This is a genomic window from bacterium, assembly GCA_017744355.1.
Classification (GTDB): domain Bacteria; phylum Cyanobacteriota; class Sericytochromatia; order S15B-MN24; family UBA4093; genus JAGIBK01.
On the sequence record JAGIBK010000010.1, the window covers coordinates 56,128 to 79,771 of the forward strand.

At 58.4% G+C, this 23,644-nt stretch carries 28 protein-coding genes and 1 tRNA gene; 24 read left to right on the forward strand and 5 right to left on the reverse strand.

Annotated features, from left to right (window positions below; translation table 11 throughout):
- Positions 1-26: 26 nt before the first annotated feature.
- The 3 genes from J7643_19080 to J7643_19090 all read right to left on the reverse strand — a co-directional run bounded on the left by J7643_19080 (position 27) and on the right by J7643_19090 (position 1,851).
- Complete coding sequence (locus J7643_19080) at positions 27-794, reverse strand: hypothetical protein (protein ID MBO9542697.1); 768 nt, start codon at positions 792-794, stop codon at positions 27-29.
- Positions 795-875: 81 nt separating this feature from the next.
- The gene (locus J7643_19085) at positions 876-1,352 is read right to left on the reverse strand and encodes a hypothetical protein (protein ID MBO9542698.1); all 477 of its coding nucleotides are present in this window, start codon (positions 1,350-1,352) and stop codon (positions 876-878) included.
- The gene (locus J7643_19090) at positions 1,345-1,851 is read right to left on the reverse strand and encodes a helix-turn-helix domain-containing protein (GenBank protein MBO9542699.1); all 507 of its coding nucleotides are present in this window, start codon (positions 1,849-1,851) and stop codon (positions 1,345-1,347) included. Before J7643_19090 ends, J7643_19085 begins: the two co-directional genes overlap by 8 nt.
- 266 nt (positions 1,852-2,117) lie before the next feature.
- On the opposite strand from J7643_19090, the gene J7643_19095 reads away from it, so the two are divergent.
- From J7643_19095 to J7643_19195, 21 genes are all read left to right on the forward strand, one after another.
- Positions 2,118-2,585, forward strand: a complete 468-nt coding sequence (locus J7643_19095; protein ID MBO9542700.1) for a hypothetical protein — start codon at positions 2,118-2,120, stop codon at positions 2,583-2,585.
- A gap of 224 nt (positions 2,586-2,809) precedes the next feature.
- Entirely contained in the window at positions 2,810-3,415 is a 606-nt protein-coding gene (locus J7643_19100) for a hypothetical protein (GenBank protein ID MBO9542701.1), read from the forward strand.
- A 15-nt stretch (positions 3,416-3,430) separates the two neighbouring features.
- A complete protein-coding gene (locus J7643_19105; GenBank protein MBO9542702.1) occupies positions 3,431-4,915 on the forward strand; it encodes a hypothetical protein in 1,485 nt (494 codons plus the stop codon).
- Positions 4,916-4,934: 19 nt separating this feature from the next.
- Complete coding sequence (locus tag J7643_19110) at positions 4,935-5,375, forward strand: hypothetical protein (protein MBO9542703.1); 441 nt, start codon at positions 4,935-4,937, stop codon at positions 5,373-5,375.
- Between the two features lie 68 nt (positions 5,376-5,443).
- A complete protein-coding gene (locus J7643_19115; GenBank protein MBO9542704.1) occupies positions 5,444-5,743 on the forward strand; it encodes a hypothetical protein in 300 nt (99 codons plus the stop codon).
- 18 nt (positions 5,744-5,761) lie between these two features.
- Positions 5,762-6,097 carry a hypothetical protein gene (locus J7643_19120; GenBank protein ID MBO9542705.1) on the forward strand — a complete coding sequence of 112 codons (336 nt, stop codon included), beginning with the start codon at positions 5,762-5,764 and terminating at the stop codon, positions 6,095-6,097.
- Between the two features lie 282 nt (positions 6,098-6,379).
- Positions 6,380-7,678, forward strand: a complete 1,299-nt coding sequence (locus tag J7643_19125; GenBank protein MBO9542706.1) for an ankyrin repeat domain-containing protein — start codon at positions 6,380-6,382, stop codon at positions 7,676-7,678.
- Between the two features lie 79 nt (positions 7,679-7,757).
- On the forward strand, positions 7,758-10,271 hold the full coding sequence (locus J7643_19130) for a hypothetical protein (protein ID MBO9542707.1): 2,514 nt from the start codon (positions 7,758-7,760) through the stop codon (positions 10,269-10,271).
- A gap of 8 nt (positions 10,272-10,279) precedes the next feature.
- Positions 10,280-11,272, forward strand: a complete 993-nt coding sequence (locus tag J7643_19135; GenBank protein ID MBO9542708.1) for a LysM peptidoglycan-binding domain-containing protein — start codon at positions 10,280-10,282, stop codon at positions 11,270-11,272.
- Positions 11,262-12,257 (forward strand): hypothetical protein, encoded by a 996-nt coding sequence (locus J7643_19140; GenBank protein ID MBO9542709.1) that lies wholly within the window; start codon positions 11,262-11,264, stop codon positions 12,255-12,257. Before J7643_19135 ends, J7643_19140 begins: the two co-directional genes overlap by 11 nt.
- Complete coding sequence (locus J7643_19145) at positions 12,254-12,838, forward strand: hypothetical protein (protein ID MBO9542710.1); 585 nt, start codon at positions 12,254-12,256, stop codon at positions 12,836-12,838. The genes J7643_19140 and J7643_19145 overlap by 4 nt, the downstream gene beginning before the upstream one ends.
- Positions 12,839-12,840: 2 nt before the next feature.
- Complete coding sequence (locus tag J7643_19150) at positions 12,841-13,077, forward strand: hypothetical protein (protein ID MBO9542711.1); 237 nt, start codon at positions 12,841-12,843, stop codon at positions 13,075-13,077.
- Complete coding sequence (locus J7643_19155; protein MBO9542712.1) at positions 13,077-13,379, forward strand: hypothetical protein; 303 nt, start codon at positions 13,077-13,079, stop codon at positions 13,377-13,379. Before J7643_19150 ends, J7643_19155 begins: the two co-directional genes overlap by 1 nt.
- 2 nt (positions 13,380-13,381) lie before the next feature.
- Positions 13,382-14,539, forward strand: a complete 1,158-nt coding sequence (locus J7643_19160; protein ID MBO9542713.1) for a baseplate J/gp47 family protein — start codon at positions 13,382-13,384, stop codon at positions 14,537-14,539.
- On the forward strand, positions 14,530-15,087 hold the full coding sequence (locus J7643_19165) for a hypothetical protein (protein MBO9542714.1): 558 nt from the start codon (positions 14,530-14,532) through the stop codon (positions 15,085-15,087). Before J7643_19160 ends, J7643_19165 begins: the two co-directional genes overlap by 10 nt.
- Before the next feature lie 79 nt (positions 15,088-15,166).
- On the forward strand, positions 15,167-17,887 hold the full coding sequence (locus J7643_19170) for a hypothetical protein (protein ID MBO9542715.1): 2,721 nt from the start codon (positions 15,167-15,169) through the stop codon (positions 17,885-17,887).
- A gap of 1 nt (position 17,888) precedes the next feature.
- Positions 17,889-18,146, forward strand: coding sequence for a hypothetical protein (locus tag J7643_19175; GenBank protein ID MBO9542716.1), 258 nt, complete (start codon positions 17,889-17,891; stop codon positions 18,144-18,146).
- Positions 18,147-18,161: 15 nt separating this feature from the next.
- Positions 18,162-19,028 carry a hypothetical protein gene (locus J7643_19180; protein MBO9542717.1) on the forward strand — a complete coding sequence of 289 codons (867 nt, stop codon included), beginning with the start codon at positions 18,162-18,164 and terminating at the stop codon, positions 19,026-19,028.
- A 121-nt stretch (positions 19,029-19,149) separates the two neighbouring features.
- Positions 19,150-19,413 carry a hypothetical protein gene (locus J7643_19185; GenBank protein ID MBO9542718.1) on the forward strand — a complete coding sequence of 88 codons (264 nt, stop codon included), beginning with the start codon at positions 19,150-19,152 and terminating at the stop codon, positions 19,411-19,413.
- Between the two features lie 180 nt (positions 19,414-19,593).
- Entirely contained in the window at positions 19,594-19,974 is a 381-nt protein-coding gene (locus J7643_19190) for a DUF882 domain-containing protein (GenBank protein MBO9542719.1), read from the forward strand.
- A gap of 258 nt (positions 19,975-20,232) precedes the next feature.
- Positions 20,233-20,622, forward strand: coding sequence for a hypothetical protein (locus J7643_19195; protein MBO9542720.1), 390 nt, complete (start codon positions 20,233-20,235; stop codon positions 20,620-20,622).
- Positions 20,623-20,792: 170 nt separating this feature from the next.
- Here J7643_19195 and J7643_19200 read toward each other — a convergent pair.
- Positions 20,793-20,872 (reverse strand) — tRNA-Leu (locus tag J7643_19200).
- Between the two features lie 100 nt (positions 20,873-20,972).
- On the opposite strand from J7643_19200, the gene J7643_19205 reads away from it, so the two are divergent.
- Positions 20,973-22,055, forward strand: coding sequence for a tyrosine-type recombinase/integrase (locus J7643_19205; protein MBO9542721.1), 1,083 nt, complete (start codon positions 20,973-20,975; stop codon positions 22,053-22,055).
- A gap of 9 nt (positions 22,056-22,064) precedes the next feature.
- Here the strand turns inward: J7643_19205 and J7643_19210 are convergent, their stop codons facing one another.
- Positions 22,065-22,301 carry a helix-turn-helix transcriptional regulator gene (locus tag J7643_19210; GenBank protein ID MBO9542722.1) on the reverse strand — a complete coding sequence of 79 codons (237 nt, stop codon included), beginning with the start codon at positions 22,299-22,301 and terminating at the stop codon, positions 22,065-22,067.
- A 309-nt stretch (positions 22,302-22,610) separates the two neighbouring features.
- Between J7643_19210 and J7643_19215 the strand changes: the two genes are divergently transcribed.
- Together J7643_19215 and J7643_19220 are read left to right on the forward strand one after the other, a co-directional pair.
- Positions 22,611-23,297, forward strand: a complete 687-nt coding sequence (locus tag J7643_19215; protein ID MBO9542723.1) for an HNH endonuclease — start codon at positions 22,611-22,613, stop codon at positions 23,295-23,297.
- Positions 23,298-23,329: 32 nt separating this feature from the next.
- Positions 23,330-23,509, forward strand: coding sequence for a hypothetical protein (locus J7643_19220; GenBank protein ID MBO9542724.1), 180 nt, complete (start codon positions 23,330-23,332; stop codon positions 23,507-23,509).
- Positions 23,510-23,644: the final 135 nt, after the last annotated feature.

The following is a 23,644-nucleotide window of genomic DNA, read 5'->3' on the forward strand; positions in this document are numbered from 1 at the left end:
GGTGGCTCGTCAATGAGCAGTTCTGCTCATTGGGCGGGAATGACGATTGGAATTGGTCGCGTCGTGCCGTAATAACTGGCGCCACCAAATGAGCCACCATTTTTCCAGTATCGCACGACGTAGTATCGCGTTCCAGTCGTGACATTGTCGCTTAGATTGAGGGTGATGGCGGTATCGGTCGACGGTTGAGAGGTCTGTAAGGGCGCTAACTTGATATCGGCGTTTTGGAAGATGGCAACCTGGTAAAGGGGATTGGAAACCCCGTTTTTACTTGACCAAGAGAAATCGACTGAGCGAGATTGGAGGTTTGCGCCGGGTTGTGGAATAGGTGAGAGAAAATCCCAGGCAAGCTCGAGCGATTGGCTTGCCTCTTGGCTTTGGCTGGCCGTCACGGTGATGGGATCCGAAACGACGATGCCCGGTACGTTGAAGCCAAAATTGGCAATAGAGCCACCGTCGTCATAAACGACTTGATAATCGCCATCAGCCAGATTTGAGAAAGAGGCGTTCCCTGCGGTATCACTCGTTGTAGTGATACTGCTTTGGACAAAGTTTGTGGCGCCTGGTGCGCGGTATTTTAGGCCGACCTTCAGGGCGTCTCCAGGCTGCGCGTTTTGAAAGGTCAAGTTGGCGAGGAGGCGCCCTGCAAACGGGTTGGGCGTCGCCATCGATGTAGGGGTAGGGGTGGGGGCTGGCGTCGTTTCTGGCTTCTTTTCCGGCGTTGTGATCGCGAGATTGGTGACGCACCCCGACAGTATTCCTAGCATCCCTAGACCGATAAGCCAACGTCTCATATAATCCCTCGCTTTCTAAGCGAAAGCTTATCACGCTAGGGATTTTCTTGTTGGTTTTGCAGTTGTGTTATGGTCAGGATTTCACTCAAAAAAGGGGATGGCCCGCTCGCAGGTGGCGCCTTGCTCACGCTTGGAAACGAAGGGCAAGATAAGGCCACGGACTTGGCGATCATCCGCCCAGCGTCGCCAGGCGATCGCCTCGGTGACGCCCGCCTCTTCGGCGAGCTGCCAGGCTTCCCACTTTTCGCGCGAGGCCTTTCTCATCAGCCGATTACAAATCAGGCGCTTTGAAAGCCAGAGCAGCGCCTGATCCCACTCCTTGCGGTTGACGTACTCCTGTCGAAAGCCCGAGCGCTGGAAGTCGTGACCCAGAACGATGCGTGCGATTTGCATCCCGGCGGCTTCGAGCTTCTCGGCCCCGTAAAGCTCTCGGTTGAGCGAGAGACGAAAGGCCCCCCAGGGGTAGGCGGTGAGGTAAGCGGCATGGACCATCACGCGCTTGTCGTCGATGGTGATGCGGTAGCGATCGATCTCGGGCATGAAGATGTCTTCAAGCATGCTGCCCGCCTCGCGATTCGTAGTACTCCTTGGCCTCTTCGATGATCCCCTCCAGGTAGCGGAAGGCCGGGCGTCGCTTCTCGGGGGGCTGCGACCAGAAACCAGGCTCGGAGAGCGCGCCGAAGCCGATCTTGTACTGGTCCATCTCCGCCAGGATGAGCCGCTCTTGCGGCGTGGGGGGATATTCCAGCTCCGCGAAGTGGTTCACCTCCGCAAGCAGCGGACGAGAAGCCTCTCGGGATAACGGAGCCTCGCCTCGTGAGATCCGGAGCAGCGCGTCGATATCGATGGGATCGCTAGGGCGCGAAAGCCCCTTCGCGAGCTTGGCGAAGGTGGCGGCAGTGGGGGAAATAGGGCGTCCGGTGGATGGGTTGAGGCCTTCTTCGAGCTGCTTGATGTAGGAGTGACTCACGCCAGCTCGCTTGGCGAGCTGATTCTGAGACAGGTTCAGCTCGTCGCGCCTGGTCCGGATGTAGTCGCCTAGAGGATTCTTGCTCATGCTCAAGCAACCTGTTCCTTCTGCTTGCCATCTGGTGTGATGCGCACTGTCAGTAATTGATAGCTTACTATGAACTTATGAAAGTATACTATTGACTTCCGGTTTTCAGCAAGCTACCCTTGAGACGTGCCTGAAGGCGATACGAGAAGCCGATTGCTCATGGATGAGGAGCAAGGCTGGGGCTCTATTTGTCGCGAGCGGGCTTTTTGTTTGCAGTTTATTGAAAGTAAACTTTAAATCACCACGTCAGCGCAAGGAGTCGAAGCATGAGACGTAGTTCAGCAGGCAAATTTGATTGGACCCGAACCGAGTTACGCGATTACTTCGGGATCGGCCGCGGGAAGGTGAGCCATTATCTGCGCCGAGAAGCTTTCTGCCCATCGGTTGCGGCGGGCTTCGCACCGTTGCAATTGCATAAGACAGAGCGCCATGCGGGCGGCGGCTTCGTCCATCTCGAGGGGGGAAGGCCTGCGTTGAGGGACGAAGTCCTCGATATGCTCGATGGCATTCCCTACGCGCTCATGCGCGAAGCGGTGATGTACTTGCGTGAGCACGATACCGAGATTGGACAGGCGTTGGACGTCGTGATGAAACGCTATCCGCTCGACACCATGGAAATGCTGGCAGAGCGCTGCCAGTGCGAGGCCTCGACCCTCTATAGGCGGTTAGATCGCGCCATCGATACGATTAGCTCCTATATTGATCGGGCGCTTTCTAATTTCGCGGATGATTGAATCACCTCGCTCGGTTTTTAAATATTCGATGAGGAGTCGGCTCTTTTGGAGCCGACTTTTTTGTTTTCTCGCATCAAGGGAAGTTGCAAGAAAAAATGCGAGAAAACTTGCTATGGAACTCGCTATGTCAATCCCCTATAGTCATAAGCATCGAAAAGTATGTTTCGTGGCTCTGCCCTCGTGGCGGAGCCTTTTTTGCTGTCCACTCAACCGAGGAAGGTGAAATGAGCCTCGAATTACTCAAGAACGCCTTATGCCAGGCGATCGCCTCGGCTATTCCCACCCTGGTGATTTATCCGGATCGTATCGGGGCATCGGACGAAACGTTTCCGAATCTTTCGCTTATCGGCCTCGAGACTTTCCATCTCGATGTGCCGCGCCACGGTGAAATCATTCGGATACCCAACCCGGACCCCGCGCTGGGAGCCGCCCCCTATCTCGTGAGGCCGGTCATCGCGCGAAAGCGCTCGAAGCTTCGCCTGCAACTGCGCGATCGCCTCGCGGAGGGCGAGGCGCTGGAGGCACTTCACGGGCGCCTCCGGGAGTGCCACAACGCGCTCGATCGCTTTTTTTCCGTGACGCGCTCCATTCGAATCGGCCCGGAGAGCGGCCAGACTTTGGCGGAGCTCTGGTACGAAAGCGATCAAGAGGAGTACGACGCCGCGTCGTCGCTCTTCCTGCACACCTACCAGCTTCGCCTCGATCCCTGGCGCTTGCTCGAGGCCGGAAGCGGCACCCCCACCTACCGCGCGGATCACATCGCGGTCGGCGTCTCGCGGGAGCGGGACGGCGCCTTGCTTATCAATCGAGTCCACCCACCGCATCAATAAGGAGGAACCTACAAGATGCTCACCAACAACATCACCGGCATCTCGCTCGACGGGGTGCTCACGCGGATGCTACCCGCAGGGCCGGTCGCAGCGTCCAACATCGCGACCGGCGTCTGTGTGCTCGTGGCAACCGCTGATTGGGGCCCCGACAACAAGGCCGTGGCGCTCGGCACCTTCAGCGACTACGTCAAGCAGTTCGGCAGCTATGCCAAGGATGCCGACGGCCTGGAGACCGACGGCTACGTCCAGGCGTGGGGGTACTTCGCCGGCGGCAAGAAGCGTCGCATCTCGGGCGGCGGCTCTGACCTGCGGATGATCCGCGTCTGCGGCTCCAGCAAGGCGAAGGCCAGCAAGGCTTTCTATGACGGCGCGAGCACGCCTGCCATCGTCGGGACGGCGAGTGCCCGCTATTACGGTGCTGCGGGCAACGGCATCCAGGTCAAGCTCGAAAAGGACGCCGAGGTCTTTCACCTCACGGTGCTCCCCTTCGACACCATGCCGCCGGAAGTCTTCAAGAACCTGACGATCGAGACGGCCGAGCGCGCCATCAACGGGGTGTCCAAGTACATCGTCTGGGAGAAGGGCGTCTCCGAGCAGCTCCCCGCCTCCGTCACGGCCTACCTGTCGGGCGGCGATTCGGGGCTAGGGGCGATGGACGCCGACTATGTGGGCCAGGCCGGTGCAAGCCCCACCGGCTTCGAGTTGGCCAAGACGGTGGCGGATGTCAACTTCCTGGTCTCCGGCAAGCTGTCGAGCGCCATCAAGACCCAGATGAAGGCCGTGGCGGATGCCCTCTACGCTCAGGCGATCGTGGGGCCGGACAGCAAGTCTCAGGTCCCGGACGATGCGATCGCCGAGCAGCTGTTCGATGACTGGGCGGTTATCTATGCCTTCGGTTACCAGGAGTGGCTCAACCCCGTCTCCGGTATGACGCAGTCGGTCTTCCCCGCAGGCTCGATTGCCGGCGCGCTGTGCAACGCGCCTTACTGGGCCAGCCTGTCCCAGTGCCAGCTCAATGGCTACATGGGCCCGAGCATGCCGCTTTCCGAGGTGGATGCCGAGCGCCTGGCGAAGAAGGGGATCATCCCCATCACGGCGGGCTCGGTCTGCCGGAAGGGCAGTAACACCTCGTCGGACGAGTCGATCAATCAGATCGAAGACTTCCGGATCCCCGTCTTCCTCGCCAAATCGCTCGATGCGACGGTGAAGCCCCTCATCGCCGAGCCCCAGGTGTACGACGAGGCGACGGGCCAGTCGGATTTCTTCAACGATCTCACCGAGGCTTGCGAGCAGCTCCTGCGTCTTCAGCCGAAGGAGGCGGTGCAGTCGGCCTACGTGGATGCCCACTACGAAGCCGATCTGGCCGAGCAGAACAAGGCGAAGGTCGCGGTGGTCGTTCGCCAGACCGCCAAGGCCAACCAGATCATCGTGGACGTGACGGCCGGTCGCACCGCGCTGCGCGTCGTTCCCGCCGGCGTCAACCTGATCACCGGCGCGTAAGGATAGGAGGTAAGCAGAAATGGGTGAATACGCGAAGAACCAGTCGCTCCGGGGGACGGATGTCGCCATCCGGCTCTATCGACAGGGCCAAGTCCTCGACATCATCGAGGCCGAAGAAATCGAGGGCGGTCCCAACCTGGTGGTCATCGAGTCGGCCCCCTTGTCGGTCGGCCATACCCAGCGCGATACCCACGTGGACGGCTACAGCGTGACGGTCAAGGCGGTTCGCAAGGGGCATGCCCTCCTGGATGAAGTGCTCGCGCAGTGTAAGGCAAATGCCAGCACCGGCAAGGCGCTGCCCAAGTACACGGTCCTCATCGCCTATCGGGATACCAACACCAACGTCATCCGGCAGGTCAAGGTGGTGAACGCCACCTTGACCGAGGTGAACCCCTTCGCCTCCGGCACCATCAATGCCAAGCAGACCGAAGGCTTCAAGCTCATGGGCCAGCTCGGCTAACCCGTCCGCCCTGAGGCCCCCGAGTCATCTCGGGGGCCGTTCTTTTCATCGAGGAGGTCTTTCTACCCATGTCCGCCGTTCAGGAATCGATCAAGCTCAAGCACGACGAGCTGCAGGCCAAGGCCCGAGAGGTCTTTGAGGAAGGCGAGCGCGTCACGCGCGAGATTGCGCGCCTTCAGGAACTACAGACCCAGCTGTATCGCGAGTTCTTGAAGCTCAGCGCGCAGGCGGCCCTGCTGCAGGAGCTGGACCCGAGCCTCAGGTCGCCGCTGCCCGAGGATGTGAATCCCGATGCGCTCGCCTTGAATCAAGCGGTCGCTGCTCAGCCCTCGTCCAATGGCCTCGCCGTGGCCGGCGTTGCCGCATAGCAAATAGGAGGATTATCCATGCAAATCAAGCTTTCGACCGGGAAGATCGTCGATATCGTCGATGAGTACGGCTTCGACCAGGAGCTTCGCGCCGCGGAGCTTTCGGAAGTGCCCGCCGTGATGACGTACGCGGATACCATCTTGCTCAACATTGCCTCGGTGATGGCGGCCGTGACCAAGATCGACGGCAAGGGGATCCAGGAGGTGACGGGCGAGGCGGTCCGCTCGAAGGATCTGCTCAAGAGCTTCCGCAAGGCGTTTAACGATGCCGAATGGAAGCAGCTCGACAAGGCCTTCGAGGAGGTGTACGCCAAGGGCCCAAAGTCGATCGGGGAGTATTTCATCCTCTCCTGATCTCTCGCTACGAGGAGGTTGCCACCATCTGCCGCGCCTTCAACCTCACGGAAGCCGAGGTGCGCAAGCTTGATCGCAAGGGCTATGCGGCGCGCCTAGAGGCGGCTCATAACGTTCTCTCGCGGTACGTGGCATTCTGAGCCTATCCTCTTGCTTGATGTATAATCATCCGAGCAAGAGGACAGGTTCTGGGCGGGTTTATGGCGGCACAATTAGGGCGGATAACGCTAAGAAGGTGCCTCTTGCAAGACTCTATTGTGAATCGCTTGACAAGAGGTGATAATGCAACTTCGGCGTACATATTCGATTTTATTCTTGTTGGCTTCCATGACGCTGTATTCAAATTCGGCAGTAGCATTTTCTGGGTTTGGATTGGAGAAGTCTTCAGAAGAAAGTCGCTTGAAGTTTATTTCCTCCCAGGAAATCGCGAAAAAATTTCGAAATACGTCAGGATCGCAATGTTTGTTGACGATGAATCTGTACAAGGCGATTTTGGAAGAGGATTTGAAAGCGGTTTCTCAAGCAATTTCGTGCGGTGCAGAGGTAAATCCAAGTAAGTGGAATTATATTACCAATGACTGTCTTCCAGATAGCATCTCTCCGCTGAGATTGGCTCTTATTCTTAATAATTATGAAATTGTTTCGGTTGTTTTATCTGCGGGGGCCCCGGTTAACGAGCGTGCTGAGAATGACAGTCTTGCAACTCCCTTGATGGTTGCCGCGGCTGTTGGAAACGATAAGATCTGTTCATTGCTGATTAGCGCCGGCGCTAAGGTCAATGAGGTTGGTGATACAGGATACACCGCATTGGATCTGGCGATTGTTTGGAACTCGATGCGATTGAAGTTTCCTGGTAATAAGTATCTGGCAGAGCATGATTTGTACTGCCCCGTTGATGCAAATTATGCCAGTACTATAGATGTGCTGAAAAAAAGCAATGCAAAATCTTCGGTTGTTTTTGGTGATGATGGTTATTCATCTCCTAATATTTATTCAGCAAGCGCGGTGAATAAGAATTTATCAATCGCGAATTTTCTTAGTTTCGAAAATTGGGGGTGGTATGATCACGATTTAAGTAAGTTTAAGGAGAGAATGGGCGGTTATTACAACCAAACTTTGACGCTCGTTAAATCTCAGGTGGAAGCCCAGGAAAGAGAAAATAAGCTCAAATCGTTTTTTGATGAAGCAAATGATCCTAAACAGATGGTTTTCTGGAAAAAATTTATGGACTTTGCTCTTGTTAATGATAAGCGTTCTGATGCTTCGTTTGATAAAATCAATGCGATTTTTGTAAATGGAAGAGAGTCTGAATCCAGAAATGAGCTTTCGTCGAATGTCTCCAGAAAGATAGGAAAGCCTGTTTTCTTATTTGTGGAGTTCGAGTCAAATGCAAGCGGGGGGATTCTTGCATCAATTGGTCGTGGATCATCCCTTATTTATTTGTCTGGTGTTAAGCCTGGGTCGGTTGTGAGTGGGGAGAAATTTAACGTGGTCGGTAAGATTGGTGGGACCTATACCTACACCACCGTCCTCGGCAGTAAAAATACTGTGCCTCGAGTAAATGTTAAATGGAAGTACTAATCGTGAAATAGTTTTCCTGAATCGAGATTCATCTGTTGCCCCTGCCATTTTGGCGGGGGTTTTGTTTTTGGAGGCGGCAATGGATGAGAAAAAAAATCGCATGGACGATAGCAAATTCGAAAATAGCTCTGATTCAAAGATGGTGGACGATTTTCTTGTTCGTCTGAAGCTTGTCAAGCATTATGTTGAGGAGATTCGCCTCGCTCTGCGAAGCACTTTCGGCCTTCAGAAGGAGAGCCACTGGCTGGCCCAAGCCAATGCCAGGCTCATCGAGAATACGGGGAGACAAGAGAGTTTTCGGCTTTCTTTCCTGAAACATCGTAATCAGGAACTTCGCAGTGCACTTCAACTTGAAGCGGCGATTTCTCGTCAACTGGATCACCAGAGCGACGGGTATAAGCGCATCCTCGACCATCAGAAAAAAACTCGCAGCAGTCGCCCGACCCGTGATCAGGAGACCGAGCAAGGCAACTCGCTTGATGATGGTGGTATCAAGCTTCTCAAGCAACTCTACAAGACGATTCCTATCGCTGCGAACCTGGATGAGGCGAAGACCGGTTTTCGCCAGATCGGCTTGAGCGATGCTGAAAATCAGCGCGCCTTTTCTGCCGCAAGACAACTCAGTATGATCATGAAGGGCTTCAGGGAAGCGGAAGTCCTTGCCAATATCAAAGAGCTGTACGGCCTCACCCAGAACCTGGATGAAGCGCTCAAACTGGCCCCGAGTTTCAACAAGCTTTCTTTCACGGGGAAAACGCTCTATCACCTGAGTGATAACCAGGTTCTCGATACTCTGCAGGCTGCCGACAGGATGACCACCTTGGATCCTCAAAATGCGGCGAATATGAGTCCTTCCCAGAAAACGCAGGCCCTTGGACAAAACTTCGATCTCTTGGGGAAGATCTGGTCGCTTACCGGCGGCAAGGTGGGCGCTTCGGCGTTCGTTGACATCGCCAAGCAGACGAATCTCTCGCGCTTCAAGATGAGTGATGACGCCAAGATCAGATTTGGGGCGCTCATTCAAGACGAGAGTGGTCAATCGACTGCCACCGAACTCATGGGTGTGATGCAGAACCTCGCGTTCGGAAAGGCGAACCAAAAGAGCGCCCAGGCGCTGGTCCGTGATGGTCTGCTGGATTCGAGGGCGATCATCCGCGAGAACGGAAGAGTCACGGGCTTCAAGCCTGGCGGATTGGTCGATAGCGCGCAAGCGCAGCGCGACCCATTGGGGTGGGCAACCAAGCATTTGATGCCGATCATCCGCAAGGAAGGCGTCAGTAACGGGAGCACGCATCTTTCGGCTTTGCAGCCGGATTCAAAGACGTCCCTTAACCTGACGAGTGCCGGCCTGTCGCGCTTTGAAAAGATCATGCACGACAAGGAGATGACCAAGCGTGCTGTTGGGACTGATAAGGGTTACGAGAGCGCGCTTCAATCCTACGCGGGTTCGCAGGCGGCCTTGGCTGCCGCCCTGGACAACTTCCGCCTCAGGATCGGCGAGACGCTGCTACCGAGTTTGACACGCTCTCTCGAAGTGCTGACCGAGGCTATCCAGCGGCTTACCGGATTCATGGATAAGCATCCGCTGGTCGGTAAAGCGCTAACCTGGGGGGCCGCCACGATCGGGGCTGTTGGTACTGCCGGCTTTGCTGCAAAGAAGGCAAAAGACGGCCTTAAGAGCGTTGCGGACGTTCTCACCGGCGGGGGGGGCAAGCGGGTGCTTCAGACGGCGGGCAGCGCAGCTACAGGCGAAGGGAGCGTCGTGGCGGGTGCAGCTGGTAGGACGAGTGCTGGGATGCTGGCTCGTCTGGGCGAGGGGCTTCGGACCCAGGCAGCCCGTTTCAGCACTGCCGCTCGAGGCCTCGGCCTGCGGCTCGGCGGCGCGATGACGTCGGGGATGAGGACGGCGCTTGCCGCCTCGCGCTCCGCCGCTGCCATCACCCGCGGGTTTGGCTCTCGCCTCGTCGGTACTGTGATAGCAGAGATGGGGCCGCGCCTTGTTTCCGCGCTTCCGATGCTCTTGAGAGGGGCCGGAGTCGTAGGGGCGGCCGCCACGGTCGGCTTGGGTATCGCGCACTTCATCACCAATCCGCTGTTCCGTGTGCTCGGGGAGAAACTGGGGAATTGGAAGCCGGAGCTGTTCGGCGGAACCTCGAAGGAGACTCTCGCGCGCACCCAGAAACGTTTCGAGTACTACTCCACCTTCAACGCCCTCAACCGCGAGCGAGCCTCTAAGAAGCAGCCGTTGCTCACATTGGCACAGTATGACGCCAGCTTGAAGTCCGCGCCGAATGCTCAAGAGCGGGGCTCGCAGCCCTTCGGTGCTCAGCCGGCACCGCTTAGCCGGAAGGCGCAAGATCTAGTGCATCGGGCCCGAACCTCTCCGCCGCCCGCGAGCCGCGACAGGCAAGGCGGCGCGGTGAGCGTCCAGCCTTCCGTCACCATCCAGGTGCAAGGTGGCATGGGGAAGGGTGACATCGGCACGATCGCAGCTGCCGGCGGCAGGCAGACCGAGAGGCTAATTCAGGAGAGCCTTGATACTTACTTCGCTTCGGTACGGCCCACGCGCTCCGTGCCGAGACAGATTCGATAGGAGGGGCGATGCCACTCGCATCATCTGAAGACCTCAAGATCTTTAAACTCGGGACCTATACCCTGCAGGCGGAAGCCCCGGAAGAACTGGAAGAAGGCGTAACAGCCGCTTTCCGGTTCTTTTTTTTCAAGCAGAGCAAGCCGCTCGTGCAGGTGGGACGGGTCACCCCGGACCCCATCACGCTGAACTTCAAGTTCAATGGCGACTGGGCGCTCGATGCCGCCAGGGCCCTCAAGCGGATGACCGAAGAGCAGCGGCTGATCCCGCTGAAGTGGGCGAACCGATTCGATTTCAGGGGCTATTTGACCAGTTTTCGCTTTCGTTACACCCAGCAGCTTGTGACCGGCACGCTGACTTATCAGCCAATCTCAGATGAGAAGTTGCCAGGGGCGTTCAACGCTCCTGCCGGCGCGCCCGTTCCTGATAAGGCCGGGCGTCTGACCGAGGTTAATGAGCATTTCGACGATGCCTTCAAGACCAAGGAGACCCTCGCCTCTCATTTGCTCGCGATCAAGGCGTTGGTCGCTGATAACTTCTCGCCGATCACGTCGGCCCTCGAAGCCTGCAACGACACGCTTCGCATGGTCTCCGATACCCTGTCGACCGTGGCCGACATTGCCGCGATCCCTTTCCAGCTCGGCGCTGAGATCGCAACGACCATCAACAGCACCATCGGCCTGTTGCCGGCAGCGAGAAACGAGTTCTTCGCGAAGGTCCTGGCTCCGGTCACGCCGCTGCTACAAGGCGCGGATGCCGCCGTGGCAAAGGCCTCGGCCGAATTTGCGCTGGTTGCGATCGATGATCTGGAGATTGCCCTCCTCAACCTGCTAGATTCCCTCTCGACCGTGCCGGTCGAGTACGTCGTCCAGGTCGAGGACACCCTCGAGCAGATTGCCGATTGGTTCCGCGTCACCATTGAAGCGATCCTGCAGATGAATCCTAGCCTCAGTGCGAGCACGCTCGTGCCGGGCTTGAGGTTGAAGGTGCCCTATGCCCAGTGACTATAAATTCGATGCCGGCAACTGGAGCGTCACGGTTGGCGGTCAGCCGATTCAATGGACGCAGATCGAGATCACGCTCGAGCAATTCCATACGCCGGCTCAGTTCGCGATTTCCGCGCCTCTACAGACGGTAAACGTTCCAAAGCTCTTGACCGACACGCCGTCCGAGGTGGTGATCAGCTACGCTCAGAAGGAGTGGTTCGTCGGCCAACTCGACGATTCCAATGCGAGCGGTGAGGATGGCTTCGACGATCTTCACTTGAGGGGGCGTGATCTTTCGGCGCGCTTCGCACTAAGAAAGGTCGAGGCGCACCTACCGAACAATATCACTGCCTCGGAACTCGTCAAGACGTACTGCCAAGAGGCGGAGTTTTCAGATCTCTCCAAGATCACGGCCACGCAACATCAGATCGGTGTACCCACCAAGGATAACTCCCACCTGATCAGCAGGGGGATGAGCCGCCACGATATTCTCTTCGATCTTGCCGAAAGCGAGAGCTTCGCCTTCAGGGTGTATCGCCGCCAGCCGTTCTTCGGTCTTCAGCCGGAGCCCGGGGCGAAGAAGAGCATGCCTCTCGTCTATCACCAGCACTTCAATCGTTACGCCTGGAGCAAATCCCACACCAACTCGGACGTCTCGATCCGCGTGATCTCCTGGGATGCGAAGGCCAAGGCGCGGATCGCTCATACGGCGGGCTCCGGCTCGCTGGTGATCACCAAAAACATCCCCGGTATCAAGCTGGACAAGGCGAAGGCGATCGCCGAAAAGCTAGCCCGGGATGCGGGGCGAAGCCTGTTGCGCCTCTCGATCTCGGACATCCCGGGCGATGCGGCGCTTGATGACATCCTGTGGGCGTTCGAGGTCTCGGGCATCGCACCGGGGATCGATCAGACCTACTGGCCGGAGCGCATCCATCACGTCATCACCCAGGACTCCCACGTCATGGACGTCGAACTTTACAACGCCAAGAGGATTCTTCAATGAGACAGAGCACCCACAACGCGCGTGTTGCCGCGGATGCGATCAAGATGGCCTTGCTCAATCCCGAGCGCCACCCGGTTCGCTCTGGCCTGGTCAAGAACGTGGATAAGGCCGGCGGCCTGATCATGGTCGAAATCTTGCCCGACGGGGGTGTCACCAATTGGATCCGCTACCTGGGGCTCGGGATTAGCTTCGGAAAGTGGCGGGCATCCTACCTGCCCCCCCTCGAAACCGAAGTCTTGCTGTTAGCCACCGATCCCGATTGCTTCAGCTACATCGCCTTGGGCGGCCTCTATAACGGGGTCGATATTCCGCCGGACGACTATGCCGCCGATACCGTCCTGCTCGAACATGCCGACGGCAACAAGCTTTTACTCGATGCCGACGGCACGATTTATCTGGGCGGCAAGGATGACGCCCAGGCGGTCGTGATGAAGTCCTGGATCGAGGATACCTTCAATGCCTTGATCCAGAGTCTGAACAGTCACACCCACCCGCACCCGATGGGACCGACAGCCGTGCCGACCGCGCCTTTCCAGGCTTGGAGCGACGGCGGGATCTCGACCAAGTTCAAGGGGGTTTGAGCATGCCACTCAATAAGACGGCGCTAAACAACGCCATTCGCACGTTACTCAACAAGACGGACCCCGAGGCGATGACGCCGGAGGCGGCGGCAGAGGCGCTGGCGAACGCGATCGAAGCGTTCGTCAAGTCTGGTACGGTTTCGGGATCGGTCACGGTGCCCGGTTCGGGCCTGTTGTCGCCACAGGGGCCGGTGACGGGCAGCGCCAGCGGCAGCATGAGCAGCGGGAGTATCGCCTGATGAGTTTTTTTTTCTACGAGGATTTCGCCCCCATCGCTTCGGGCACCTTCCGTGAGGCCACGCCAGAGGAGGAAATCGCCCAGGACGTCACGCATTTGCTTAGCGAACTCGACGCGCCCGGGCAGCCCGCGACTGCGAGTTTCATGAACGAGCTCCAAAGCAAGATCCTGGAACTCTTGAGCAGCCATCCGCGCGTGAACTCGATTGAGGACGTCCAGATCAGGCCTGACGATACCAACGTCGCCGCGGTGACGATCCACGTGAACAATTCACCGCTTGCCATTACCGCAGGAGGACGATGACCATGGCTTCAGTCACCAAGAACAGTACCTATCACTTCGAGAAACTCAAGGCTGCCGTCAAGGCGCGGGTCCCGGGCCTCATCTTCCGCGCCTGGGATCCGCTCACAGCCTGGCTAGACGCCACCTCTAAGCGAGCAGCAGAGGTGAGCGCGGCGATCGCCCAAGTCCGCAACGATTTCTTCATCGACTCCGCCCAGGGAGACATGCTGCGCCGGCGCCTCGAGACCAACGAGGGGATTCCCAGGCTCCTCGCGAGGGGGGCTGACGACGGCCTGGTGACGCTTTCGCGCCAGACGCCCCCGAACGCGCCGATCACCTTCCCGGTTGGTGCGATCAGGGTGGCGCCACCGCCCGATCCATCCAAGCCATCGGCTGATCGGCCCTTCTACACCAACGCCCAGCCTCTGATCATCGCACCGGGGGCCACGTCCTGGACGGTGCCCTTCATCGCCAGTCGCGGCGGGACGGACACCAACATGCCGGTCGGCATCGCCTTGCAGATCATCACCCAGTCCACGCAGCTCGATGGGGCCGTGGTCGCCGAGGCTTTCACCAATGGCACCGACGACGAGTCGGACAGCGCCTATCGCTTGCGTGCCAAGCTCGAAATTCGCTCGCGCACCAAGGGCACGGATGACTCCCTCATCGCGGCGGCACTCACGGCGGGAGCGGTGGTCGCCTACACCGTCGAAGACTTCACGACGCCCGGGGCTGCGCCCGTTACGCTGTATTGCGCCGATGGGAACGGCCTTCTGCCCCCCGCGCTCCTTGCCGAGGTGCGGCGGCATCTCAACGGCGATCGAAACGCCAACCCACCGATCTCTGCTGCGCGGGCCAAAGGAATCTGGGTGGACGTGAAGCCGATCGAGGGGGTGACCTTCAACTTCAGCATCAAGCTCGTTCTACAGCCTTGGGTCACGGGCACGCTCGTGAGCCAATTGCGAGAGGATGTCCTTGGCGCCGTGACCACTTACGTCCGGAGCCTCAACGATCCAGGCGCGAACGATCGGGTGATGCGGATCAACCGCATCAAGGATATCTGCCTGAGTTTCCAGGGGCGCGGCGTGATCGACGTGGATAACGCGAGTTTCTTGCCGGTGAGTAATTTTGCGCTGGCGGAGCGGCAGATGGCGATCATGGGGGGGCTCACATGGCTCTGATGAATCACTTGCCACGGTGGGTCCGGCGGCTTCTGAGGTCCGGCTCCCACGCTCTCGCCCTGCATGACGCTATCGAGGCGCGCTTCACCGAGGTGGAGGCGGATTTGGCCCTCGCCGCTGCCGATACGACGATCGGCACGGCAAGTGACGAGGGGCTCGAGCGCTGGGGCGAAGAGCTCAATGAGCAGCGGATGACCGGCGAAACTCGCGAGCAGTATGCGCTTCGCCTCAAGGCCATCAAGCAAGGCCAGGCGGTGAACGAGGAGGGTCTTCGCTTCGCCTTGGACAAGTGGGGCCTGGCTTATCAGATGCTGGAGTTCGGCGATGCCTCGACCTTCTGGGACCGAGGCTTTTACGACCGCGAGGCCATCTCCGTTCCTGCGCGCCAGCTCGTGATTACGTTCGGCGATCCGTTCCTCGGGAAGACCCCGACGCCCACCCAGATTGCAGATGCCAAGCAGCGAGCCAACAACGCCATTCGAGACGTCAATCGTGTCAGAGCCCGCGGCGTGAAGGTCATCGCCGTCTTACCCATGAGCCTGCAATAGCGCCCTCGCTGCATCACTTTTTCAAGCCCTCGCCGTTACTTGGCGAGGGTTTCCTTCATCTGAAAAGGAGTCAGATCAAATGCCGAATCAAAGCGCGCACGGTAGCATTCACGTCCCGAGCAATAGCGCTTTCCTGTCCGGGGAAGTCAATCGCAACATGAGCATGGCGCGAGAGGATGAGGCGGTGCGTCTCAAGACCTTGTTCGCCGGGACTCCGCTCGTCTATAACGGCCTTTCTGTCAGCCCAAGCGGCAGCGGTCTGGGGATCACCGTCGCGGCGGGCGAAGGGATCGACGGTGCCGGCTATCCTATCTACGTCCCCTCCACCGTTCCCAGTACCGCCGTCGCTTACGGTTTGCCTGCCGAGGGGATCGCTCCCACCATGACTCTCGCTGCGGCGCATGCCACCTTGCCTCGTATCGACCTGGTGTACGTGCGGGCCGCGACGCTTCTCACCGACTTCACCGCCATCCTCACCAACGATGGCATCAGCACGAGCACGCAGACTCTGCCCCAGACCCGCCTGAGTTACTTCACCCTCGGCGTGGTGCAGGGGATCCCCGCCGCAAGCCCCGTGGCGCCCGCGAAGCTGCTCGCGACGGATCTGGTGCTGGCTCAGGTGCAGGTGAACGCCGCGGCCACGGTGCTCAACGCCGGGAACATCGCGGATCTGCGGAAGACGCTGGGTGGTGCGCCGATCCTGAATCAGCCCAATACCTTCTCCGCCCTTCAGACTTTCACGGCCGGACTGACGCTCTCGGCCGGCAAGGCGACCGCAGCCGCCTCGGCGGCTGCCGGGTCGGGCTTCAACCTGCCTCACGGCGTGGCACCGACGACGCCGGTGAACGGGGATATCTGGACCACGACGGCCGGCCTGTTTGCGCGTATCAACGGAGCGAACCAGCAGATGCTCTCCTCGGTGGGGCTCAGCTTGCCGAGCATCTTCACCGTGAGTGGCTCCCCAGTCAGCGCGGGCTCCGGCACGTTGACGGCGACGCTCGCCAATCAGGCCGCCAATCAGGTCTTCGCGGGTCCTGCCTCGGGGAGTGCAGCCGCGCCCACGTTCCGCTCCTTGGTGGTCGCCGATCTGCCGACGGTGGACATCGCACACGGCGGCACCGGGGCCACCACCAAAATTGCGGCTTTTGACGCGCTCTCGCCCATGTCGGCGCTCGGCGATCTCATCTACGGGGGGGCGGCAGGCACTAACACGCGATTGGCCGGGAACACGACGACCACCCGGAAATTTCTGCGCGAGGTGGGGGATGGCACCAACGCGGCGGCCCCGACTTGGGATACTCTGACGGCGGCCGACATTCCCAACCTGGATACCTCAAAACTGACGTCCGGCACGCTCCCGGTCGGCCGGGGCGGGACGGGCCTCTCGACCCTTACCGCCAACGGCGTCGTCTACGCCTCAAACACGACGACGCTGACCACGGCGGCGGGCACGTCGGCTCAGATCCTGATGGCGAACGCGAGCGCGGTGCCCACTTGGACCACTCTCTCAGGGGATGCGTCGATTTCCAATACGGGCGTTCTGACCCTCGCAACGGTGCCCGCGACCAAGGGCGGTACCGGGCAAAGCGCATATTCGGTGGGTGACTTGCTGTACGCGTCCTCCGTTTCGGGGCTGTCCCGCCTCGCGGTTGGAGCAGCCGGCACGGTGCTGATCGGTGGGGTCACCCCCTCCTGGGCACCGATCGACCTGACGTATCTGCCGGGGGCCTGGACCAAGAAGGGCGTTCGTGTCGCAACGACGGCGAACATCTCGCTATCGGGCCTGCAAACGATCGATGGTGTTGTGCTCGCTGCTAACGATCGCGTGTTGGTCAAGGATCAAACGACTGCTTCACAAAACGGCATTTACCTTGCCCAGTCCGGTGCATGGACGCGTGCCGCAGACGCGGATGCCAGCGAGGAGATCGCGGGTGCGACGCTCACCGTCGATGAGGGGACTTCTTTCGGCGGTAAGCTATTTACGACCACCTTCAGGCCCAGCAATACCATCGGCAGCACTGCCATGAACTGGTACAGGGTGTATGACAGCTCGGATGCAGTCACGAGCAATACTGCAAGCAAGCTGGTCCTGAGAGATGCGTCCGGCAACTTCTCGGCGGGTACCATCACGGCAGCCCTCGCCGGTAATGCGACGACCGCTACCACCCTTCAGACCCCTCGTGCGATCAACGGGATCAACTTCGACGGTAGCGCCAACATCACCGTCACGGCGAACACCCCTAACTCGCTCACCCGCGGGGCCTACCTCACTGGGGCCAACTTCAACGGTTCGGCTGCTGTCACCTGGGCCGTCGACGCTGATTCGGCCAACACCGCAAACAAGGTTGTCGCGCGCGACACCAACGGCGATTTCGCGGCCCGTACCGTTACCCTCGGCGGGAATCTCGTCATGACAGGGACCCCCACCGCAGGGCTCGGTACGCGTGCCCAGGTCGCGACCGCGTCCTTGACCAGTAGTTCGGGCACCTCCGGAACTGTCCCTGGGGGATCCGCCAATCTGACGGCTGTCACCCTGCAAAGTGGGATGAGTCAGGGTCTGATGACCAAGGTTGAATTCCTGACGGGAACCAGCAATGCGCAGATCAAGATCTGGCGACTCGCAAGCGGCAACACCAATGACGACTTGCTGTATTGGTCGGGAACGCCGGTGGCTCATGCGGCGGGTGACATCGATATGATTCCCTTCGAACTGTGGGGGCTGGCGGGATTGGGTATCGTCTACATCCAGGTCGTGGCCGGCACCGCTGTCCTGAAGCTGACTTCTGTGAGGATCATCTAGTATGGCTGCTTCTTACGTGCACAAGCCCGAATACATCGGGCAGGTTTTTCCCGTCACTCAAGTCGAGACCTTCGAGGACGGTGTCAAGAAAATCAGCGTCGAATTGCCTGACGGCCACATCGCCTCCGTACGTGCTTCGGTCGGGGTTAGCATCCCTACGGCCGTCATGATCGTCGCTTGGGATGAAGACCATGGCTGCTACATGCTGATTCCGCCGCCGCCGATCCTGCCGATGCTCGACGTGCCGCCCGTTACCTAGTTAGGAGATCCGACGATGGCAAGTTATGGCGCTTCCGGCCGCTACATCCGCGTCTGGAACATCACCGGAGGTGAAGGCTCTGCAGGCCACAACTATAAGATCTACAATGCGTGGGGCACCTGCATTTACGATTCCGGCAACACCGGCTGGCATCCCGGCAGCGCGGACTTCGGTCCCTACGATCCGGGATACTACTACCTCTACTTCCAGTTCTGGACGTTCTGGGGCGGCTGGCAGTGGGAGAACAATGGGTCCGAGGTTCAACTAAGCTATGGTGCGACCAGTGCGATTAGCGGGACGTGGGGCGGGACCCTCAACTTCAGTGGCTCGGGCTGGTCGAGCGGCCAGGGAATCTCGAACTCGCATCTGCAGGTCAGGCGTCTCAACGACGATTCGTATCACTACTGGACGGGCTTTACCGGCGGCAACGACAAGTCCAGCACTCTGACTGGACGAGGGGCCGGGCGATACGAAGTCCACTTCAGTTGTCACGACGCACGCGGCGACAACTTCTCTTATAGTTCTGTCTACGAACTCTATCCGATTCCGCCAGCACCGAACAATCCGCGCACGGTCGAGACGAACTGGCCCTTTACCTTCAACTACACCTACAGCTCAGGGACGGTGCAACGCTATAACACGACCGTTTCATGGGACGGGGCGGTGAAGGCTTCCGCCAACAACACTAATGGCAGTTGGAATCCGTCGCTTGTGGTGAACAAGATCGTGGTGTACAGCGCAAACCAAGAAAACTACACCGGGGCTGGCCCTTGGGCCTCGGTGACGACCCACACCTTCCGGTCCCCCTATCGCCTGAGCAACGTGCTCAAGCGGGCGTACAACTTCCAGAAGCGAGCATCTGGCGCTCAGGGGATGATGTAGCCCCAGCCTGTTTGAATGCTCGTGCAGTTGAACCATACAAAGAGCCCGTCTTGTCATGCGCGAGACGGGCTCTTGTTTTTGAGATTTAAATTCGATGCCTCAGCCGGAAAGGAGTAGCACCATGACCCAGCGTTACCCCCCTATGCCCGAGTTGACCAGGGTCCAGATTATCGTGGGGATCATCTTGGGCCTCGCCATGCCGGGCGGTGCTTTCGCTGCTGCTTGGGGGGGCCATGACGCTCAGATCCGGGCCATCCAGAAGCAGCTGGACTCCACCGTCACCCGGGCCGAGTTACAACCCATCGCCGAGAACTTACGAGAGATGAAGGAAGAGGTGAAAGGCTTGCGCTCGGACCTTATTGCCGTCATCAAGGATAGGCGGTGAGAGGCATGCTCAACTCCCCCCTCAATCTTCCCATCGGCAGTGTCAGGGCAATCCTGGCACTGCTTCTTGTTTCATCTGTGGCCATCCCTGTGACGTTCGGTCGCGATGTTCCGGAGAGCGCACTTGGCTTGGCTGGCGTCGTGATTGGTTTTTACTTTCGCTTGAGAGATGGAGGCCCCAATGCCTAGCCTTTCCCCCCATTTCCGCCTTGAGGAGCTGGCCTGTCGTTGTGGTTGCGGCGGTGAAGCCCAGCCCGAGATTCTCGCCAACCTGACCCGCGTCGTCCTGATGCTAGAGCGGGTGCGTCTTGCAATCGGGCACAAACCGATCCGCATCACCTCGGGCTATCGCTGCGCCAAGCATAACAAAGCTGTAGGTGGCAGGCCGCAAAGCTTGCACCTTACGGGCCGCGCTGCCGATATCCAGGTCGATGATTTGCTGCCGTCACAGCTTCAGGCGATTGTCATCAAGAGCGTACCCGAGGCGCACGGCATTGGCCGACACGCTCGATTCACCCACTTGGATGTGCGTGGCTTTCGCCTCATCTTTGACTACTCGTAAGAGCAAATGAAGAGAAATCGATATGTACTCCCCGTTCTCACACTTGTTGCCGCCTTCGCCGTCTTGGCGGGGGCGGCTCTCGTTTTGCGGCGCTGCTCGCCGACAACGCATCCATCCCCCGTCGCTTCTGAGCGATTCGCTAAGGTGATTGCCACCAACTCGGCGGCCGTCACTTCAGCCCAGGGGGTAAAGGTGACGATCCGTCACCCAGCATCCCCAGAGATGCAGGAGCGTAACCAAGGGGCAGGTGTGGGCCAGATGCGCAGACGCCCTGAGAAGGCACAAGACGAGGAGGTCGTTATTGAACTCACTCAGACCACCAGCGCGGTGGCCGCCTCGGAGGTTACGTCCTCGGCCGCGGTGCCGGTGGCCGCCCCGAGGGATGCGTTGCCGACACACGGCCGCCTAGGCGTGGTCCTCACCACCATGCCCGGCATGCTTGCGGCCGACGTGCAGCTTGCGCGTGTCGAGGTGCCGCCCTGGGTGGTGGGCGCTCCGCTTGAGGTCGGTCTCGACCTGGTGGGCAACCTTGAGGCTGGTGGCGCTGGGGTAAGCGTGGGCGACAAGGCTTTCGCATTCACGGGGGCGTGGTCCACGTGGGACGGCCGAGAGCGGGGGATTGCCCTTGGTGCTGGCTTACGATTCTGAGTACTTCCCTGGTCTTCGGACTAGGGGGATTTTTTTGTGACCAGAGGTTGTAATAGGTGGCAAACGCTGTAAAAAGCCACTGCTGTTACCTAAATTGTCACCTATTCAGGATTTCGGTTGCGGCACCAGGGAGTGAAAAAGGCCTGGAGACTGCCTCCAGGTCTTGATAGTGGGGACGAAGGGACTTGAACCCTTACTCCGTGAGGAACCAGATCCTAAGTCTGGCGCGTCTGCCATTTCGCCACGTCCCTTAGCCAGTATTGGCGATGGTTTCCGGGGGCGGCCTTATCTGATCTAGTACGTCCGTATTATCCGCAAAAATGGGCTGAAATTCAATGGAGACGCCCATCATGGATACTCTGCTTACGGTTGCCCACGCTGCCGCAATAGTCGGTGCTAGCACATCTTTGATCCAGAAGCGATGCAAAGACGGCACGTTACCCGCCATTCGGGTTGGAAAGACCTATCGTGTTAGACAGGCCGATTTAGAAGCATGGGTTCGTCATACGCCAACGATCGCATTAAAGCTCACCCGGCCAGATGATGCCCCCTCTGATCTGCTGCAACTCATTGATGGCTGGATTCGTTATTTAGAGCACGTTAGCGGCCTCTTGCCCACGACCATCGCCACGCACCGGGGAAGCGCAATGGTTTACGTCAAGCGCCTGAGCCTCGATGGTCAAGTGCGGATATCGATTGCTTCCATCTTTGAGAGGAAGAGCGTCCTCAGCGTCTTCGAGAAGATCCCGCCAAAGTCCTTTGCCTTAAAACTCAACACCTTCAACGCCCTGATCAGCCTTGGGAAGTATCTAGTAGCCGAGGGCGTTCTGGGCCCTGATGCTCTCGCTGCATTGCGGCCGCTCAAGCCTCGCCGTCAAATGGATCCCCGCCGAACTCATCTGAAACCATTAGACGTTACGAGATTGTTCGAGGTTATCCTGACCCGCTCAAAAACGACGGCGGCAGAAAATCTGACACTCGCCGCAATGGTCGCCTGCATGGTCTATGCTGGCCTTCGCGTCTCGGAGGTCTGCAAGCTACGGGTTCAAGATGTGGACTTCGGCGAGCGCATTTTGACTATACGGCATGGGAAGGGTGGTAAAGACCGGCGCGTTGGGGTGAGCACTGATTTGCTTCGGCATTTGGATCGTTATCGGGCTGTTCGGGCGCTTGGCGGGGCCTTTTTCATTGATTCGGACGGGGCCGCCTTTAACCGTCATAAGCTTGCTAAGAGGATGAAGCAGCTTGCACGTTGCCTCGGCGTCGATATCACCTGCCATGGCTTGCGCCGTACCTTCGCGACTTTAGCCGCCAACCAGGGGCGCTCCATCAATGCCATTCGGATTGCGCTGGGGCATTCAGACCTGACGACCACGCAGGCCTATCTACGCCAGACGGAGGGGGAGGTGGTTGCGGCGATGCGCGACTGGTAGCAGCCTGCGCTAGTCGAAGTCCGAATGCCCCATCACAAGGGCGTCGTAGGGCACTCGGTAAAGATCCGCAAGCCTAGCGGCGTCTTTGAGCGTAATCCCCTGCTTGCCCAATTCAAGCCGCGACAGGTTTGTCTGGTCCATGCCCAGCAGGCCCGAGGCGACCTCTTGGGTCAACCCGGCGCGCTCGCGGGCCTTGCGAAGCCGCTTGCCGAATTTTTGATAGAAGGGGTCGGCTTGTTGGGCCATTCTCTCGCCATCGCTGTTGGGGACTGGCGAAAGTTTAAGCGGCTAGGTGGATGACGCTTAGGCGTTAAACACCTATTATCCAAAAGTCATTCTACGAGTGAGGAGGACGATCGGAGCATGGGCGCTGAGAATGACCTTCAACAGTGTTCCACCTGCGGTCAGATGTATCCCTTTACTGTTGACTACTTCATCAAGGTCAAGAGGAATAAGAGTGGGCTTGGCAAGTGCTGCAAGGCCTGCGATCGTGAGTACAAGCGGAATTGGTACCATTACGGGCGCTCAACGCCAAAACGCTTTGACCCGGAAGAGATGCGGACCTGCCCCAAATGTGAAATCTGTAAGCCTATTACAATCGAGTACTTTAAGCCAAATCGAACTCGACCAAATGGATGGGAAGTTTGGTGCAGGGAATGTTTCAATGCCTATTGTCGTGCTCGTACCAAAGCTAGGCCGGATTTGAGGCGCGAAAAAGAGCGACGTTTTGCTGAGCGCCATCCCGAGAAATACGCTGCAAAAATAAAGCAGCATCGTGAGCGCACCAAGGAGCGCGGAGGAAACAAATATGCGAAGCGAAACATAGAAAAGACTAGGTTACGCGAGCGTCTTCGATGGCTTGATCCTGAACGACAGGCATACGATCGCGCCCGCTGGGAACGTAGAAAAGCTAATGGATACAATGAGCACGAACAGGAACGCTACAAGCAAAACCCATGGCCTAAGAGACTAAAGGAGTTACGTCATCGGACACTGGAACTTTCGGCACCCGGTATATTCGCCCAAGAGGATCTTTTGGCCAAGGTTCAATATTGGGGTTGGCGATGTAGGTACTGTAATATCCGGTTAACCTTTGCGACGCTGACTATCGACCACCGGATTCCTTTGTCACGAGGCGGCAGTAATTGGCTTGCAAATTTGGTTCCGGCTTGTCGCTCTTGCAACTCATCCAAACATAACAAGAAAGAGGATGAGTACTTTGAATGGTTGAAAAATGATTAATGCCAATATCCACGTCATTAATGGAGCTACTAATGAACGATATTATTATACCGAAGAAAACTGAAGCGGATAAAAACGGTGCAAAACCTGTCACCGTAGGAATTAGGACCACGGAGGCTAACCGGGACCGCTTCAACCAACTTTGCGCCGAATCGGGCCTAACCCAAACCGAGCTTTTCGAATTTTGGGTGAAGGCATCTAAAGTCCGATAATGCGATTGGGGTCGCCCAAAAACGGCAGGCCGCGGCTGATATTGCCGACTTATGATTGCGCTTGGGAGCCAGATGCCTGGCTGGTTGGACGGCGCCCATCCCGAGAGCAGCAATTTACCCCGGGGCGGCCAGGGG